Annotated in this window: 17 protein-coding genes; 6 read left to right on the forward strand and 11 right to left on the reverse strand. The window is 71.1% G+C overall.

Going from position 1 to position 13,940, the window contains the following annotated elements:
• A partial coding sequence (locus VE172_RS21450) for a family 43 glycosylhydrolase (RefSeq protein ID WP_324804037.1) occupies positions 1–1,251 on the reverse strand: 1,251 nt, incomplete at its 3' end.
• 87 nt (positions 1,252–1,338) lie between these two features.
• The gene (locus VE172_RS21455) at positions 1,339–4,128 is read right to left on the reverse strand and encodes a DUF2961 domain-containing protein (protein WP_324804038.1); all 2,790 of its coding nucleotides are present in this window, start codon (positions 4,126–4,128) and stop codon (positions 1,339–1,341) included.
• Positions 4,129–4,341: 213 nt separating this feature from the next.
• Here VE172_RS21455 and VE172_RS21460 point away from each other — a divergent pair, with 213 nt between their 5' ends.
• On the forward strand, positions 4,342–5,004 hold the full coding sequence (locus VE172_RS21460; protein ID WP_324804039.1) for a hypothetical protein: 663 nt from the start codon (positions 4,342–4,344) through the stop codon (positions 5,002–5,004).
• A 12-nt stretch (positions 5,005–5,016) separates the two neighbouring features.
• On the forward strand, positions 5,017–5,658 hold the full coding sequence (locus tag VE172_RS21465; RefSeq protein ID WP_349258492.1) for a class I SAM-dependent methyltransferase family protein: 642 nt from the start codon (positions 5,017–5,019) through the stop codon (positions 5,656–5,658).
• Positions 5,659–5,662: 4 nt separating this feature from the next.
• Here VE172_RS21465 and VE172_RS21470 read toward each other — a convergent pair whose 3' ends face one another.
• Positions 5,663–6,547: an aldo/keto reductase gene (locus tag VE172_RS21470; protein WP_324804041.1), complete on the reverse strand. Its 885-nt coding sequence runs from the start codon at positions 6,545–6,547 to the stop codon at positions 5,663–5,665.
• 77 nt (positions 6,548–6,624) lie between these two features.
• Here VE172_RS21470 and VE172_RS21475 point away from each other — a divergent pair, with 77 nt between their 5' ends.
• On the forward strand, positions 6,625–7,200 hold the full coding sequence (locus tag VE172_RS21475; RefSeq protein WP_324804042.1) for a TetR/AcrR family transcriptional regulator: 576 nt from the start codon (positions 6,625–6,627) through the stop codon (positions 7,198–7,200).
• Here the strand turns inward: VE172_RS21475 and VE172_RS21480 are convergent.
• Entirely contained in the window at positions 7,190–7,825 is a 636-nt protein-coding gene (locus VE172_RS21480) for a DUF1345 domain-containing protein (protein WP_324804043.1), read from the reverse strand. The two genes, VE172_RS21475 and VE172_RS21480, sit on opposite strands and share 11 nt — an antisense overlap.
• 77 nt (positions 7,826–7,902) lie before the next feature.
• On the opposite strand from VE172_RS21480, the gene VE172_RS21485 reads away from it, so the two are divergent.
• Complete coding sequence (locus VE172_RS21485; protein WP_324804044.1) at positions 7,903–8,319, forward strand: SRPBCC family protein; 417 nt, start codon at positions 7,903–7,905, stop codon at positions 8,317–8,319.
• Here VE172_RS21485 and VE172_RS21490 read toward each other — a convergent pair.
• A complete protein-coding gene (locus tag VE172_RS21490) occupies positions 8,258–8,674 on the reverse strand; it encodes a DUF488 domain-containing protein (protein ID WP_324804045.1) in 417 nt (138 codons plus the stop codon). The genes VE172_RS21485 and VE172_RS21490 overlap by 62 nt on opposite strands.
• Positions 8,675–8,729: 55 nt before the next feature.
• Positions 8,730–9,080 (reverse strand): GatB/YqeY domain-containing protein, encoded by a 351-nt coding sequence (locus VE172_RS21495; protein ID WP_324804046.1) that lies wholly within the window; start codon positions 9,078–9,080, stop codon positions 8,730–8,732.
• Between the two features lie 128 nt (positions 9,081–9,208).
• Here VE172_RS21495 and VE172_RS21500 point away from each other — a divergent pair, with 128 nt between their 5' ends.
• Both VE172_RS21500 and VE172_RS21505 read left to right on the forward strand, forming a co-directional pair.
• Positions 9,209–9,913, forward strand: coding sequence for a TetR/AcrR family transcriptional regulator (locus VE172_RS21500; RefSeq protein ID WP_324804047.1), 705 nt, complete (start codon positions 9,209–9,211; stop codon positions 9,911–9,913).
• The gene (locus VE172_RS21505) at positions 9,910–11,043 is read left to right on the forward strand and encodes an FAD-dependent oxidoreductase (protein WP_324804048.1); all 1,134 of its coding nucleotides are present in this window, start codon (positions 9,910–9,912) and stop codon (positions 11,041–11,043) included. Before VE172_RS21500 ends, VE172_RS21505 begins: the two co-directional genes overlap by 4 nt.
• Here the strand turns inward: VE172_RS21505 and VE172_RS21510 are convergent.
• The 5 genes from VE172_RS21510 to VE172_RS21530 all read right to left on the reverse strand — a co-directional run.
• Positions 11,040–12,413, reverse strand: a complete 1,374-nt coding sequence (locus tag VE172_RS21510) for a serine hydrolase domain-containing protein (protein WP_324804049.1) — start codon at positions 12,411–12,413, stop codon at positions 11,040–11,042. The two genes, VE172_RS21505 and VE172_RS21510, sit on opposite strands and share 4 nt — an antisense overlap.
• A complete protein-coding gene (locus VE172_RS21515; protein ID WP_324804050.1) occupies positions 12,410–12,658 on the reverse strand; it encodes a hypothetical protein in 249 nt (82 codons plus the stop codon). The genes VE172_RS21510 and VE172_RS21515 overlap by 4 nt, the downstream gene beginning before the upstream one ends.
• 23 nt (positions 12,659–12,681) lie before the next feature.
• Positions 12,682–13,161 carry a Clp protease N-terminal domain-containing protein gene (locus VE172_RS21520; RefSeq protein WP_324804051.1) on the reverse strand — a complete coding sequence of 160 codons (480 nt, stop codon included), beginning with the start codon at positions 13,159–13,161 and terminating at the stop codon, positions 12,682–12,684.
• Positions 13,158–13,394: a hypothetical protein gene (locus VE172_RS21525; RefSeq protein WP_324804052.1), complete on the reverse strand. Its 237-nt coding sequence runs from the start codon at positions 13,392–13,394 to the stop codon at positions 13,158–13,160. The genes VE172_RS21520 and VE172_RS21525 overlap by 4 nt, the downstream gene beginning before the upstream one ends.
• Positions 13,395–13,456: 62 nt before the next feature.
• Positions 13,457–13,940, reverse strand: a 484-nt coding sequence (locus VE172_RS21530; protein ID WP_324804053.1) for a substrate-binding domain-containing protein, incomplete at its 5' end; no start/stop codon positions are given.

The following is a 13,940-nucleotide window of genomic DNA, read 5'->3' on the forward strand; positions in this document are numbered from 1 at the left end:
CCACTCGCCCCAGGAGCCGTCGGCGCGCTGCGACCGGGTCGCGGCCGTTCCGTTGGAGCGCAGGGCGAAGACCTCCAGGCGCCCGTCCTTGTCGGCGCCGACGGTCGGCACCGTGGCGAGGTCGGTGCCGAACTCCTCCCAGTCGCCGTCGAGCCCGCGGCTCAGCAGTGTGGACCGATCCTCGGCCAGCGCGAACAGCCGCACGTCGCCCGCGGCGTCCAGCGCCGCGGCGGGGTTGGCGGGGCTGTGCCACAGCGGCGGCGCGTCGCGCCAGTGCAGGGGCGCGAGGTTGAGGCCGTCCTCGAACCAGCCCGCGGCGGTGACCCACCAGTCGTCGCCGTCGCGCACCACCTCGGCGCAGTGCGCGGGGACGTGTCCGGCGTAGTCCTTCAGCTTGAACGCCAACGGGTCCCGGCTGGCGAACACGTCGGTGCCGACGTATCCGTTGCGGGTGCCGATGAACAGGTACCACCAGCCGTCGCGTTCCACCACGAACGGGGATTCGGTGACCGACACGGTGTCGGCGGTGACGGCGTCGGTGTAGACCGCGCGGGCGTCGCCCCAGTGGCGCAGGTCGGTGGAGGTGCGGGCGGCGACCATGTGGCGGTTGTCGTCGCTGACCTCGGTGTAGTACAGGACCCACTGGTCGCCCACCCTCCGCACCATGGGGTCGCGGGCGGCCAGGCCGTGCCGGAACAGCGGGCCGTCGGGGTCGCGGGTCCAGTCGGTCAGGTTCGTGGAGGTGGCCAGGTTGATGGCCCAGCCGTCGTCGGGGTCGGCGGCGCCGGCGGCGTAGAACATGTAATAGGTACCGTCGTGCTCGACGACGTGCGGCGCCCACAGGTGGTCCTCCCCGTGGTACGACGGGTCAGTGGTCAGCGCGTAGGGCCGGGTTGTCCACGGCCCGTTCAGGTCGGGCGCGGTGGCGTGGGCCAGGTTGTCCTCCACGGCGGAGTCCGGGACCTTCCCGGGCGGCGCGGTCTTCCCGGTGATGGCGAACAGGTGCCAGGTGCCGTCGGCGTCGCGGATGACGCAGTGGTCGTTGAGGTAGCGCTTGTCGGCGTCGGACGGGCTGGGGTCGTAGACGTGTTTCATGGGCCCGGCGCCGATCCAGCGGTGCGCGGCGGCGCGGCGGCCGTCCGGGGCGGGCCGGGTGTCGGACGCGGCGGAGGCCGCCGTGGCGAACAGCGGTGCGGCCCCCAGCAGGGCGCCGCCGCCGAGCGCGGCCCGCAGCAGGGATCTTCTGGGCATGGTGGACATCGTGGCCTTCACTTTCGAAAGTAATCGATTTCTCACTGTGCACACGGGCCCCCACCAGTGAGGGGAACCCTTGGCGACCTACTTGACCAGCTTGGCGTCGAAGAAATCGACCCCGGCCAGGAAACCGCTTGCTTGATCGTTCTTTCCCGTGACCGTCAACGTGAGCCGGTGCTTGCCCGCGGTGAGATCGTGTTGGCCGTAGCCGACCGGGTCGGGCACCGCGACCTTGGAGTCGTACCCGTCCACCGCGTCGCCGATCGCGTCGCCGTCCAGCGCCAGGGTGGTGATGCCGTAATCGGGCGCCCTGGTCTGCGCCGCCGACAGCTCGTACGTGCCGTCGGCGGGCACCGAGAACTCCACGGTCACCTTCTGGTCGGCGGAGTCGGGACGAAACCACAGCTGGGTGCCGCCCGACCAGCTGACGCCGCAGCAGTTCGCCTGCGCCTCGACGGGAGCCGAGGCGTCCACCGGCGGCAGCAGGCTCTCGGCCTCCACCCGCAGGGCGCTGCCGCTGACGCCGGTGATCTCGTCCGAAAAGGACCCCGCGTTGCCCGCGGCGTCCACGGCGCGCACCCGGTAATACCAGGTCTCGCCGAGCCCCAGACCCGCGTGGGCGAATCCGGGCACGGCGGTCTTCGCCAGCAGGTTGTCCTTGCTCGGCTCGAAACCCGAGGTCTTCGACGCGTACAGCTCATAGGTGGGCGCGTACACGTCGTCGCCCGCCGGGTTCCAGGTCACGGTGATGGCGTTGTCGGACGGGGTGTCCGCGGAGCCCGCGGGCTTGGCGGGCGCGTCGCCGTCGCCGGCGCCGGTCACCCGCGACAGTGCCTCGTACTGCGCGGCGCTCCACGCGGCGCCGTCCTCGGGAGACAGCCGCACCGTCACCGAGGTCTTGCCGCCGGTGGACGCCGCCGGCAGCTCGAAGCCGTCGTCCAGCCAGCGCGCCGTCTTGTTGGCCAGCGGCTGTTTCCAGGTGCCGACGTCCTGGCCGTCCACGGCGACCTTGGCCGATTGATAGCCCTCGTTCTGGTCGCCGAGGCGGCGCAGCTCGACGCCGTCGTTCTTGCCGTCGATGGCGACGGTGAACTCCACGGGCGCCGAGGTGGAGCGACCGTCCAGGGTGGCCGGTGACGGCGGACCGTCGTGGCCCTCGAAACCGCTGGTCAGCTTCTTCGACTCGCCCGGGTCGGTGGAGGTGTAGTCGTGCGCGGCCTCGCTGGAGGAGTCGCCGACGTCGACGGTGTCGCTCCACTCCATTCGGGTGTCGGGCTGTTGGTACAGATAGGTTGTCGAGCCCTCCACGGCGGGCTCGTTGTCGGTGGGCCCGTGCTCGATGCCGAAGTGGACACTGGAGTCGAACTCCGGGGACTCGGCGACGAACAGCCGGTACATTCCGGTGCAGTCGTACTGGCAGTTGTCCTTGGAGTCCTCGTGCGCCGGGTTGCCGTTCATGGGATTGGTGAACGTGTCGCGGTTGAAGTACCAGCCCGACTCGTAGAAGTCCTCGGTGCCGGTGCCGTGCGCGTCGGGGCTCAGCGAGCCGTCGGTGAACAGCCGCTCGTCACCCTCCAGGTAGTCACGGGTGTTGCCGTCCTTGATGAGGCCCTCGACGGTCTGGGTGACGCCGACGACGCGGCCGCGGCCGGTGGTGTCGGCGAAGACGTGGTCGCGGCCGTTGGTGGCCTCCTCCCGGTTGCCGATCGCGGTGAAGTAGCCCGCGGGGCCGCCGGGCTTCAGGTCGTCGGTCCACCTGTCGTCGGGGGCGGTGGTGACTTCCACGGTGCCGCCGCTGATCGCGGTGTCGGAGGAGTTGGCGATCTCCACCTTGGCGCTGTCGGCGTACGGCATCAGCCACCACGCGGTGAACTCCTTCTTGGAGTCGTCGACGCCGAACATCAACGACCGCACCGGATACAGGCCCAGCCCGGTCCCGAAGAACTCCCCCAGCGGGGCGTCGACGGTTCGCTTGCCGTCGAAGCTGATCCGCAGCCGCGCGTCGTGCAGCACGTGATCGGAGGCGGCATCGCCCGCGCTCAGCTGCGGGAACGTGAAGCGCAGCGCGGTGATGGCGCCGGGCCCGGTCGCGGTGGCGACGGTCGCGGAGTCGCCCGCGGGCACGTCGACGTCGTCCTTTGTGGTCTTGGCGCCGTCACGCGCGGGCTTCGGGTCGGCGGTTCCGGCGGCCTTCAGCTTGTCGATCACGTCGTTGGCGGGGTCGGACGGATCGAAGGTCGTCACGTCCTCGGCGTCGGTGAACTCGCGGTTGTCGACGTGGTAGAAGAGCGGATTGTTGTCGGTGGTGATCCGCATCGACTCGCGGTACGGCATCGGCACCTTGATGTAGACGCCGCCGGAGCTTTGATCCCCGTTGGCCACCAAGGGATACACGAACGGGGCGCCCGCGTCGCCGTTCACCAGCTCCTGAAGCGAGCGCTTCACGACGGTCTTGCCGTCCAGCTCGATGGTGATGTTCCCGGTCTTGCTCACGTCGCCTTCGTCGCGGGTGAACCAGATCGAGTCGATCTCCCCGGCGCCGGATCGCTCGGCGATCACGCAGCCGTCGTCGGCGTCACGCAGGCACGAATACGTGCCGTCGAAGCCGTCGTCGTTGGACCCGGCGCGGTCGAAGCTGGAGTACTGGCGGGTGTGGTTGCCCGAGCCGATCTCGCTCATCCGCTCGGGATGCCGGTAGCTGTCCCAGCCGATCGGTCCCTTGGGCGCCGAGGCGGACGGTTCCGCCATCGCCGCGGAACCCGACAGGGCGCTCGCGGCCACGATCAGCACGGCGCCCAGCCGCAGGGCGAGCCGTCGGGCGGCCATCGGTGGCCGCCGCCGCTCGGATTTCGGGGGGTGGACAGGGTGCGGCATGGGGTTTTACCTCATTCCTGGCGGGGCGGAGGTCGGGTGCTCGGGGCGACGCGCGGGGTCGAGTAATCGATTACCCGAAACCCTAGACAGGAACGCGTTGTGATGTCAAGCACTCGACCGAACGCCGTCATACCCGCCCAATTCGTCCAATGTGGCACAAATGATGGGAGTGGCCCCCGACTCCCAGTCAGGCCAGGTGGTTACCATCTTCAAGTGATTGACCTGGACGGTGCCGTACGCGATTTCATGAAGGACATCGGGAAGACCCTGCGTCCCTTGGGTTTTCGCGGCTCGCGCAACCGTTGGACCCTGGTGACCGAACACGGCAAGGTCGAAATCGACCGCTCGACCCGCAACAACTGGCGCGACGGCGAATACTTTCAGGGTGCCCGCGGCTTCATGCTGACCCAACACGCCATCCCCGAGGCCTGGTGGCGCTACGAGAACTTCGTTCGCGAGCACCACGGCAGCCCGCCGCTCGACCTGGACGACGCGTCGGTCTCCGGCCCCCGAATCATGGACTTCCACGGCCTGCCAAGCAAACCCGTGTCCCCCACTCACTTGTGGACTATTCGCCCCGACCCCGACCACCCCGGCCCCGCCGCCCACCCCGACGACATCGACTTCGTCCGCGAGCACCTGCCCTGGGCGGTGGAAACCCTGGCCCGCCGCGGCATGGAGCTCATCGAGCCCGCCCGCTACCTCAAGGAACTGCTCAACCAGTCCGACCGCCAGATCGGCGACTGGGAGTGCATCGCGGTGCTGCTGGCCGAGTACGGCCCGTCCTCCGCACTGGACGAGGCGATCTCCCACCTCAACGACGGCGAACCCGACGAGCGCACCGAGATGATCGAGCGGTACGCCGCGGCGCGGTAGCCGCGCCGTAGGATGAGCCGGGTGGACTGGCGCGACTGGCACGACGACTACGACGACCCCGCCTCGTCGCTGTCGCGGCGGTTGCGGGCCGTTCAGGCCCGGGTGCGCGAGGCGCTGGACGACCGCCCGCCCGGCGAGATTCGCGTGGTGAGCCTGTGCGCGGGGCAGGGGCGGGACCTGTTGGGGGTGCTGGTGGATCACCCGCGACGCCAGGATGTGCGGGCCAGGTTGGTGGAGCTGGATCCCCGCAACACCGCGGTGGCCGCCGCGGCCGCCGCCGCGTCACATCTGGAGAATGTGGACGTCGTCACCGCCGACGCCTCGCTCACCGACCACTACCTGGACCTGGCGCCCGCCGACCTCGTGCTGGCCTGCGGGATCTTCGGCAACATCACCGACGCCGACGTCATGCGCACCATCGACCACTGCGCCGGCCTGTGCCGCGAGGGCGGCACCGTGCTGTGGACGCGCCACCGCGGGGCACCCGACCTGGTGCCGTCCATTTGCGAGCGTTTCGCCGAGCGCGGCTTCGAGCTTCGGTGGCTGTCCGACCCCGACGCGGGCTATGGCGTCGGCGCGCACGTGTCGCGCGGTTCGCCTCGGCCGCTGGCGGCGGGCGAGCGGATGTTCACCTTCGTCGGCCGCCAGAGTTGACCCATCACCGCGCCGACGCCACGTCGTCCAGCTCCTTGACGGCCTCGGCGGGCAGCCGCACGTCGCCCGCGGCGAGGTTGTCGGCCAGGTGGTCCCGGTTGGCGGTCCCCGCGATCAGCAGGGTCCCCGCGTCGTGGGCCAGCAGCCAGGCCAGACCGACCTGGGACGGGGTGACGCCGAGGCGCTCGGCGATGGCGATGACCGTGGGGTCGTCGGCGACGCTGGGCGCCCAGTCGAAGGCCGAACCCAAGGGGCAGAAGGGAACCCACGCGATGCCGTGGGCGCGGCACAGCTCCAGCACCGGTTCGCTGGCGCGGTCGAGCACGCTGTAGGAGTTCTGGACGCAGGCGATGTCGGCGGTCAGCGACTGTGCGAGCTGGGCGGCGGAGACGTTGCTGAGCCCGATCGCGCCGATCTTGCCCTCCTCGCGCAGCGCCATCAGCTCGGCGAGCTGGTCGTCGAGGTCGACGACCTGGTCGCCCTCGGCGACGATGCCGGGCGGGGCGTCGACGCGCCGCACGTTGACCGCGTCGAGGCGTTCGGCGCCCAGTCCGGCCAGGTTCGCGTCGACCTGGGCGCGCAGCTGTTCGGGGCGCTGGGCCGCCACCAGCCCGCCGTCGACGCGCTCGGCGCCCACCTTGGACACGATGACGAGGTCGTCGGCGTAGGGGTGCAGGGCCTGGCGGATCAGGTCGTTGCACAGTCCGGGGCCGTAGAACTGGGCGGTGTCGAGGTGGTTGACGCCCGCGTCGACGGCGGCGCGCAGGATCGCGTGGGCCGCGGCGGGGTCGGCGGCGAGCCGTTCCAGTTGCATCACGCCGAAGCCGATGCGGGCGACGTCGCGGCCGGCCAGCCGGGCGGTGCCTCCGGGAGCGGGGCGAGTGGTCATGGCGGGCTCCTATCATGGTGGGTATGCGGAGGCTCCTCCGCATCGCCAGCCTAGCAGAAACGGAGGACCCTCCGAATATGGTCGACGAGCAACCGCCGCGCCGCGCCGACGCCGCCCGCAACCGCGCCCGACTGCTGGAGGCGGCGCGCACGGCGTTCGCGTCGGGGGAATCGGTGGCCCTGGAGCGCATCGCCCGCGCGGCGGGGGTCGGCATCGGCACCCTCTACCGCCACTTCCCGACCCGCGAGGACCTGGTCGAGGCGATCTACCGCGAGGAACTGGACCGGCTGTGCCGCAGCGCTTCCGAGCTGCTCGACGCGGCCCCGCCCGAGGTCGCCCTGCGCCGCTGGATGGATCGCTTCGACGACTACGTCGCCACCAAGCACGAGATGGGGGACGCGGTGCGCGCGCTCTTCGCCTCGGGCGCGGTGAAGTTGTCGCACAGCCGCCGGCGGCTCACCGAGGCCGTACAGACCATATTGGACGCCGGGGTTCCCGCCGGCACGCTGCGCGCCGACGTGCGCGCCGACGACATCGTCGCCAGCGTGGTGGGCGCCTTCGCCGCGACCTCGCTGGAGGGCGGCCGTCAGCAGCGCGCCCGCATGCTGGACCTGCTGATGGACGCCGTGCGCGCGCCGGGCCTCAGCGGCTGAACATCCCCGCCACCAGATTGATGGCGCTGGCCAGGATCCCGGTGCCGAACACATAGGACAGCAGGGTGTGGCGCAGCACCATCGCGCGGATCCTGGTGGTGGACACGTTGGTGTCGGAGACCTGGTAGGTCATGCCGAGGTTGTAGCTGAAGTAGAAGAAGTCGCGATAGGACGGAGGATCGTCGGTGTTGAAATCGATGCCGCCCTCGGGCCGGGTGTAGTACAGATGCGCGTAGCGGGAGCCGTACATCAGGTGCAGCGCGCCCCAGGCCATGAACACCCCCGACAGCGCCACGGCGGGCGCCGCGGGCCCGGTACCGGCGTCGCCGAAGATCAGCAGCAGGACGATGCCGATCAGCCCCGACAGCGCGGCGATCACCAGCACGATCTCCTCCAGGACCGGACGCAGGTCCTCGCGCCCGGCGTTGCGACGGGTGGCGGCGGCGTCCATGGGCCACAACACGATCCAGCCGCTGACGACGAACACCGCCCCCGCCGCGGCGATGCCCGACAGGATGCCGAACGGGCCGTTGGTGGTCATGCCCACGACCACGCCGATCACCGCGCCGCTGATCAGGGCACCGGCCAGGCGTTGCACCGCCGACAGCGGCAACCGGGTTCTCATGGGCGTAACCGTAATCGCCCGCGGGCCGCACGGGGTGGCGGCTCCGGGCCGCGGAGGCGTTTAGTACACTTGTTCCCATGGCCCAGCTTGAACTGACCTATGACCTTCCCGCGGCACCGGCGCGGGTGTGGACGGCCCTGACCGACCCCGGCGCGGTGGCGAAGTGGTTCTGGCCCGCGAACTTCGGCACCCAGGTCCACATTGACGCCCGGGTGGGCGGCGCCTACCGCATCGCCAGCGACATCGCGGGAATCGCCGTGGGCGGCAGCTACCGGGAGATCGAGGCGCCGCGGCGCCTCGGGTTCACCTGGTTGTGGGACGGCGACGACGAGGAGACCGAGGTCGCCATCGGCCTGTCGGCCAGGGACGGCGGCTCCGCGCTAGCCTTGCGGCACACGGGTTTCGCCGCCAACGCCGACCGCAACAATCACATCAAGGGCTGGATGGACTGCCTGGAGCGGCTTCGGGATCACGTGGCGGAGGCTGGTGACTGACCACTTCGTCCAGCAGCGTGGGGACGTGGCTCGAATCGAGGTCCTTGGACGCGGTGAGCAGCGTGACGGTGCCGTGCGTGGCGAGCTCGCGCAGGTGGTCCAGCGATGCGCGAGCGCGCGGGTCGTCCAGCTCGGCGCGATAGCGCTCGGTGAATTCGGCGTACCGGGCCGCGTCGTGGTGGTACCAGCGGCGCAGCTCCGTCGACGGCGTCACGTCCTTCAGCCACTCGTCCAGCTTCGCGTCCTCCTTGGACAGGCCGCGCGGCCACAGCCGGTCGACCAGCACCCGAGCGCCATCGGCGGATTCGGGTTGGTCGTATACCCGGCGAACCTGGAAACGATCGTCACCATTCATAAGTCACCCCGCCTCACCTTAACGGCCGGGACCCTTGGCGTAAAGCCGTTCGGGCTCACGCGGAAAGGTAGCGGCCGAGCACCTCGGCCTCGGCGCGCAGCTTCCGGGCGTCGTCGGGGCGGTCGTGCTTGTCGTACTCGTCGGCGGCGGTGGTGCGCTCGGCGACCTCGGCGGCGACGATGCCGCGGATGTCGGCCTCGGTGAGCCGGCGGCGCTCGGCCTCGGCCGCGCCGACCCCGAGGGCGGCCCCGGCGACGTGCTCGCTTCCATGGGACGCCACGGTCTCGGTGACTCCGACGGCCTCGGCGTTGGCGATGGCCGCCAGCGCCGAGCGCAGCACGGACACCGCCAGACGGTCGCGGGATTTCATGGCGGTCTTCAGGTCGTCGCGCAGGCGGGTCAACATGGGGCGCAACCTTAGTCGCGGCGGCGGCGCGCGGCCAGCGGGTTTCGCGGGGCGCCGAAAACGGAGGTTCGTGTCACAATCCGGCGAACGAACGCGTTCGTTACGAACATGTTCGCTATGCTCGGGCCGTGTCCATTGACGGACCCGGGCCGCGCGGCCGCCGCGACCGCCCCGCGAAACCCGCGCTCAGCAGGAGCGGCATCGTCGCCGCCGCCGTCGGCCTGATGCGCGCCGAGGGACTGCGGCGGGTCACGATGCGGCGGCTGGCCCGCGAGCTGGACACCGGCGCCGCCTCGCTGTACGTGTACGTCCGCAACACCGCCGAGCTCCACGCCGCCGTCCTGGACGAGCGGCTGAGCACAGTGGATCTGTCCCCCGTCGCGGCCGCCGGGGACTGGCGCGACCGGCTGATCCGGGTGCTGCTGTCGTACGCGGGCGTGCTGTTCGACAACCCGGGCCTGGCCGCCACCGCCCTGGCGACCCGCCCCCACGGCCCCGGCTACCAGCGTCTGCTGGAGGCGGTGCTCACCCTGCTGGACGAGGGCGGCATGCCGCGCGACAGATCGGCCTGGCTGCTGGACCTGTTGCTGCAGTACGCCACCGCGACCGCCGCCGAGCACGCCGACACCGGCGACGGGGCCGACGCCGCGGCCCTCGACGCCGCGCGGCGCTCCCTGGCCGACAGCGCCCACCCCCGGCTGGTAGCCGCCGGGACCGAGCTTTTCGCGGGGACCCCCGCCCAGCGCATGGACTGGGCGTTTCGGGTCCTGATCAACGGCGCGGCGAACACGCCGCTTCCGACCGTCGACGATCCCGAAGGGACCTCATCATGACCACACACCACGCCATCGCGGTGGCCGGCGCGGGCCTGGGCGGCCTCACCCTGGCCAACGTCTTGCGCCGCAACGGCATCGACGTCTCACTGTACGATTTGGACGCCTCGCCCGCGGCCCGCGGCCAGGGAGGGATGCTCGACATCCACGTCGAAACGGGCCAGGCGGCGCTGCGCGACGCCGGCCTGTTCGACGGCTTCGAGCGCATCATCCACGCCGGCGGCCAGGAGACCCGGGTGCTGGACAGGCACGCCACCGTGCTGCACCACGGCGCCGACGACGGCGGCCGCCCCGAGGTGCGGCGCGGCGACCTGCGCGACCTGCTGCTGTCGGGCCTGCCCGAGGGCGCGATCCACTGGGGCTCGAAGATCGCCCGGGCCTCCGCACTCGGCGACGGTCGCCACCGGGTGGAGCTGGACAACGGCGACGACTTCACCACCGACCTGCTGATCGGCGCCGACGGCGCGTGGTCCAGGATCCGTCCGCTGGTGTCCGACGCCGCCCCCGCCTACAGTGGAATCTCCTTTGTCGAGCTGGAGCTGCTCGATGCCGCGAACCGCCACCCCGCCCCGGCCGAGCTGTTCGGCGGGGGCATGCTCTTCGCCCTGGCCCCCGGCAAGGGAATCCTGGGCCATCGCGAGCCCGACGGCCGCCTCCACCTGGCCGTGGCGCTGAGCGTCGCCGAGGACTGGCTCGACTCCCTCGACCTGTCCGATGTCGACGCCGTGAAGACCGAGCTCCTGGGGTACCTGTCGGACTGGGACGCCTCGCTGCGCGGCATGGTCGCCGCCGCCGACGGCGAGGTGGTCCCGCGCCGCATCCACGCCCTGCCCGCCGACCACCGCTGGGACCACGCGCGAGGGGTCACCCTGCTGGGCGACGCCGCCCATCTGATGTCCCCGTTCGCCGGGGAGGGCGCGAACGCGGCCATGCTGGACGGCGCGCGGCTCGCCACCGCCCTCCTGGCGCACCCCGACACCGACTCGGCCGTGGAAGCCTACGAGCGCCAGCTGTTCCCCCGCGCCGCCACCGCCGCGGCCGAGTCGCTGGAGGGCATGGAGCTGTGCTTCGGCGCCGACACCCCCACCACGTTGGTGGCGATGTTCCAGCGGGTGCCGCCGCAGGACTAGGGGCGCCGCGGGTGCAGGCGGCTGTTGGTGTGGAGGTATCGCGCCGCGCCGCCGGAGAAGTCGGCGAAGGACACGGCCCGGGTGTCGTCGAGCTCGTCGCTCGGTGGCATCAGGAAGTGGTCGCCGCCGACGGGAAGCAGCTCGTAGCGGATGCGCGGGGGCTTGCCGAGGAACGCCGCCTGCGCGGGATCCGGGGTGTAGATGAGCTGGAGCCTTCCGTTGTCCGGCAACACCTCGAGTCGCGTCCCGGGGCGTTCGTAGACGCCCGCGTAGCGGGAGGGGTCCACCGCGAGGTTCGGGTCGGGGGCGGGCAGGTCAGCAACGACGGGCGCGCCGAGCTCGCCGAGGATGGCGTTGAAAACCTTGCGGTAGAAGGATTCCCGCGGGGTGCAGTTGGTGAGCATCACCACGGCGAGGTCGTGGTCGGGCAGGATCCGCAGCCGCGAGTGATGGCCGACGGTGCTGCCATCGCTGGCGTAGACGGTGTGGCCGTTCCAGTCGCACACGATCAGCCCGAGCGCCCACTGTGGCCCGTACGTGTAGGGGTCGGGCAGCGGCACCCGCGATCGCTTCATCTCGGCGATCGCTTGGGGCGACGCGATACTGGTGCCGTCGGCGGTCCGTCCGTCGTTGAGCAGGACGTGCGCCATGGCCAGGACGTCGCCGGTGGTGGACGTGACGTTCCCGCCGGGCCCGAAGGCGCGGGGCAGGTGTGGCAGCGGGGAGGCGATCGGCCCCTCGGCGAGCGAGCGCAGGACGTGGCCGGTGGCGGCGCGGTCGGGATCGACGGGGTGGTGGCCGCTGCTGGTGCTGGTCGCGCCGATCGGCCGGATCACGCGGTCGGTCAGGATGTCGTCCCAGGCCCTGCCTTCGACGACCTCCATGACGCGGCCGAGGATCGCGTAACCCAGCGCGCCGCTGTAGCCGTGGAGGTGTCCCAGGGGTTGCACCTGCGGCGCGTCGGCGATGTTGGCGACCATGCGCCGCAGGACATCGGTGTCCTCGCCGGGGTCGCCGAAGTCCTCCTCGATGCCGTTGGTGTGGTTCAACAGGTGTCGCGGCGTCACGCGGGCGCCGACGTCCGGGTCGCGCACCGCGAAAGCGGGCAGGTGGTCGCGCACCGGCGCGTCCAGGTCGATCCTGCCCTCGTCGACGAATCCCATGAGCGCCAAGGTGGTCCAGGTCTTGGTCATGGACCCGATCTGGTAGATCGTGTCGACGCTCGCCATCCTCCCCGACGCGGCATCGGCGGTCCCGAACGCGAACCGGGCGATGTCTCCGTGATGGAGGATGCCGACGGAGGCGCTGGGTATCCGATACTCGGCGAGCAACTCCCCTACGCGGGCCTCGGTTTCCGGCGTCATGCTCATCGGGCCAACCCGACGGCGTTGGCGGCGTCGGCCTCGAAGTATTCGGTGGTGGCGTAGGAGCCGGCGTGCGCCTCGAAGAAGGCGCGGACGCCGTCCACCGAGTCGCCCGTGACGACGTTGACCGCCCTGGTTCCGTCCGTGCTGGACACCGCGAGGCTCCACGTCGATCCCCGGGGCAGCTTGCCGTGCGCCCTCTTCAGGGCGCTCCAGTACTGGGTGTCGTTGGTGGTGGTGGATACGGCCATGACGTGCATGGTTCGTCCCTTCTCTACATTGTCGGGGTGTCGATGGCCTGGCGGAGGCGAGCCAGCACGGCCTCGCGGTCCACGCCCGCCAGCGCCAGCGCGCGGGGCACGGTGCCGACCTCGGCGCACACCACGCCGAGCAGCAGGTGGGCGGGCCTCAGGCCCTTCTTCTTGGTCACCGCGCCGAAGCCGCGTTCCATGGCGAGCTTGGCGCTGCGTCCGATGCCGGGGCGGGTCGGCAACCGGGTCGGGCGTGGCAGGTCGTAGGCCGCGGTCGTCACGCCGACGGTGTTCAGGCTGTGCTCGTACTCGCGGTCCAGCGCCGCGCGCACGGCCGCCACGTCGAGCCCGAACTCCTCCAGCAGCGGATCGATGGACGGCTCGGTTTGCGCGGCGATCGCCAGCAGCAGGTGCGGGGCCTCGACCTTGGCCGAACCGGCGTCGCTGGCCTCGAGTTGGGCGCGGTGGATCACCGCCGCCAGGTAGTCGCCGAACACGCTCACGATTCGCGCCTCCTCAGCTCGACCCCGGCGGCGATCAGCCGTCGGGAGTGTTTCTTGTAGACGGCCTGGCGGGTGATGCCGAGCGCCTCGGCGACCCGGGGCCACCCCCAGCCGGACCGCATCGCCTGTTCCACGGCGGCGTCCTCCAGTTCGTCCGCCAGGCGCCGCAGGGCCGCGACCGCGGCGAGGGAGTCGGCGGGGTCGGGGGGGATGGCTGGCGTCGGCTCGGACATGTAGGCAACCGTAGTTGACTAATCGAGGTTTGTCAACTTTGGTTGCTAACCGGGGCTCGCGGTCACGCCGACTCGCGCACCACCAGCTCGGTGTCCAGGATCGTGTGGGTGACGACGGGGTCGGCGCCGTGGAGGTTGGCGTGCAGCAGCCGCGCCATCTCGCGGCCGAGCTCCTCCACCGGCTGACGCACCGTCGTCAGGCGGGGCTCGCAGTGCTCGGCCATCACCGAGTCGTCGAAGCCGATCACCGCTATGTCCTCGGGAACCTTGCGGCCCAAGGACTGCAGGGCGTGCAGCGCGCCGAAGGCCATCGGGTCGGAGGCGGCGAAGATGGCGTCGACGTGAGGCTCGCGCTCCAACAGGGCGCGGGCGGCCCGGGCGCCCGAGATCTCGCTGAAGTCGCCGACGGCGATCAGGGAGTCGGTGTCGTCGCGGCCCGCCGCCCGCAGCGCCCCGCGGTATCCGTCGAGGCGGTCGATGCCCACCGACATGTCCTGGGGGCCCGCGATGGTGGCGATGCGGTGGCGACCTTGGGAAAGCAGATGT

It is taken from the genome of Stackebrandtia sp. (assembly GCF_035643755.1).
In the GTDB taxonomy this organism is placed as follows: Bacteria; Actinomycetota; Actinomycetes; order Mycobacteriales; family Micromonosporaceae; genus Stackebrandtia.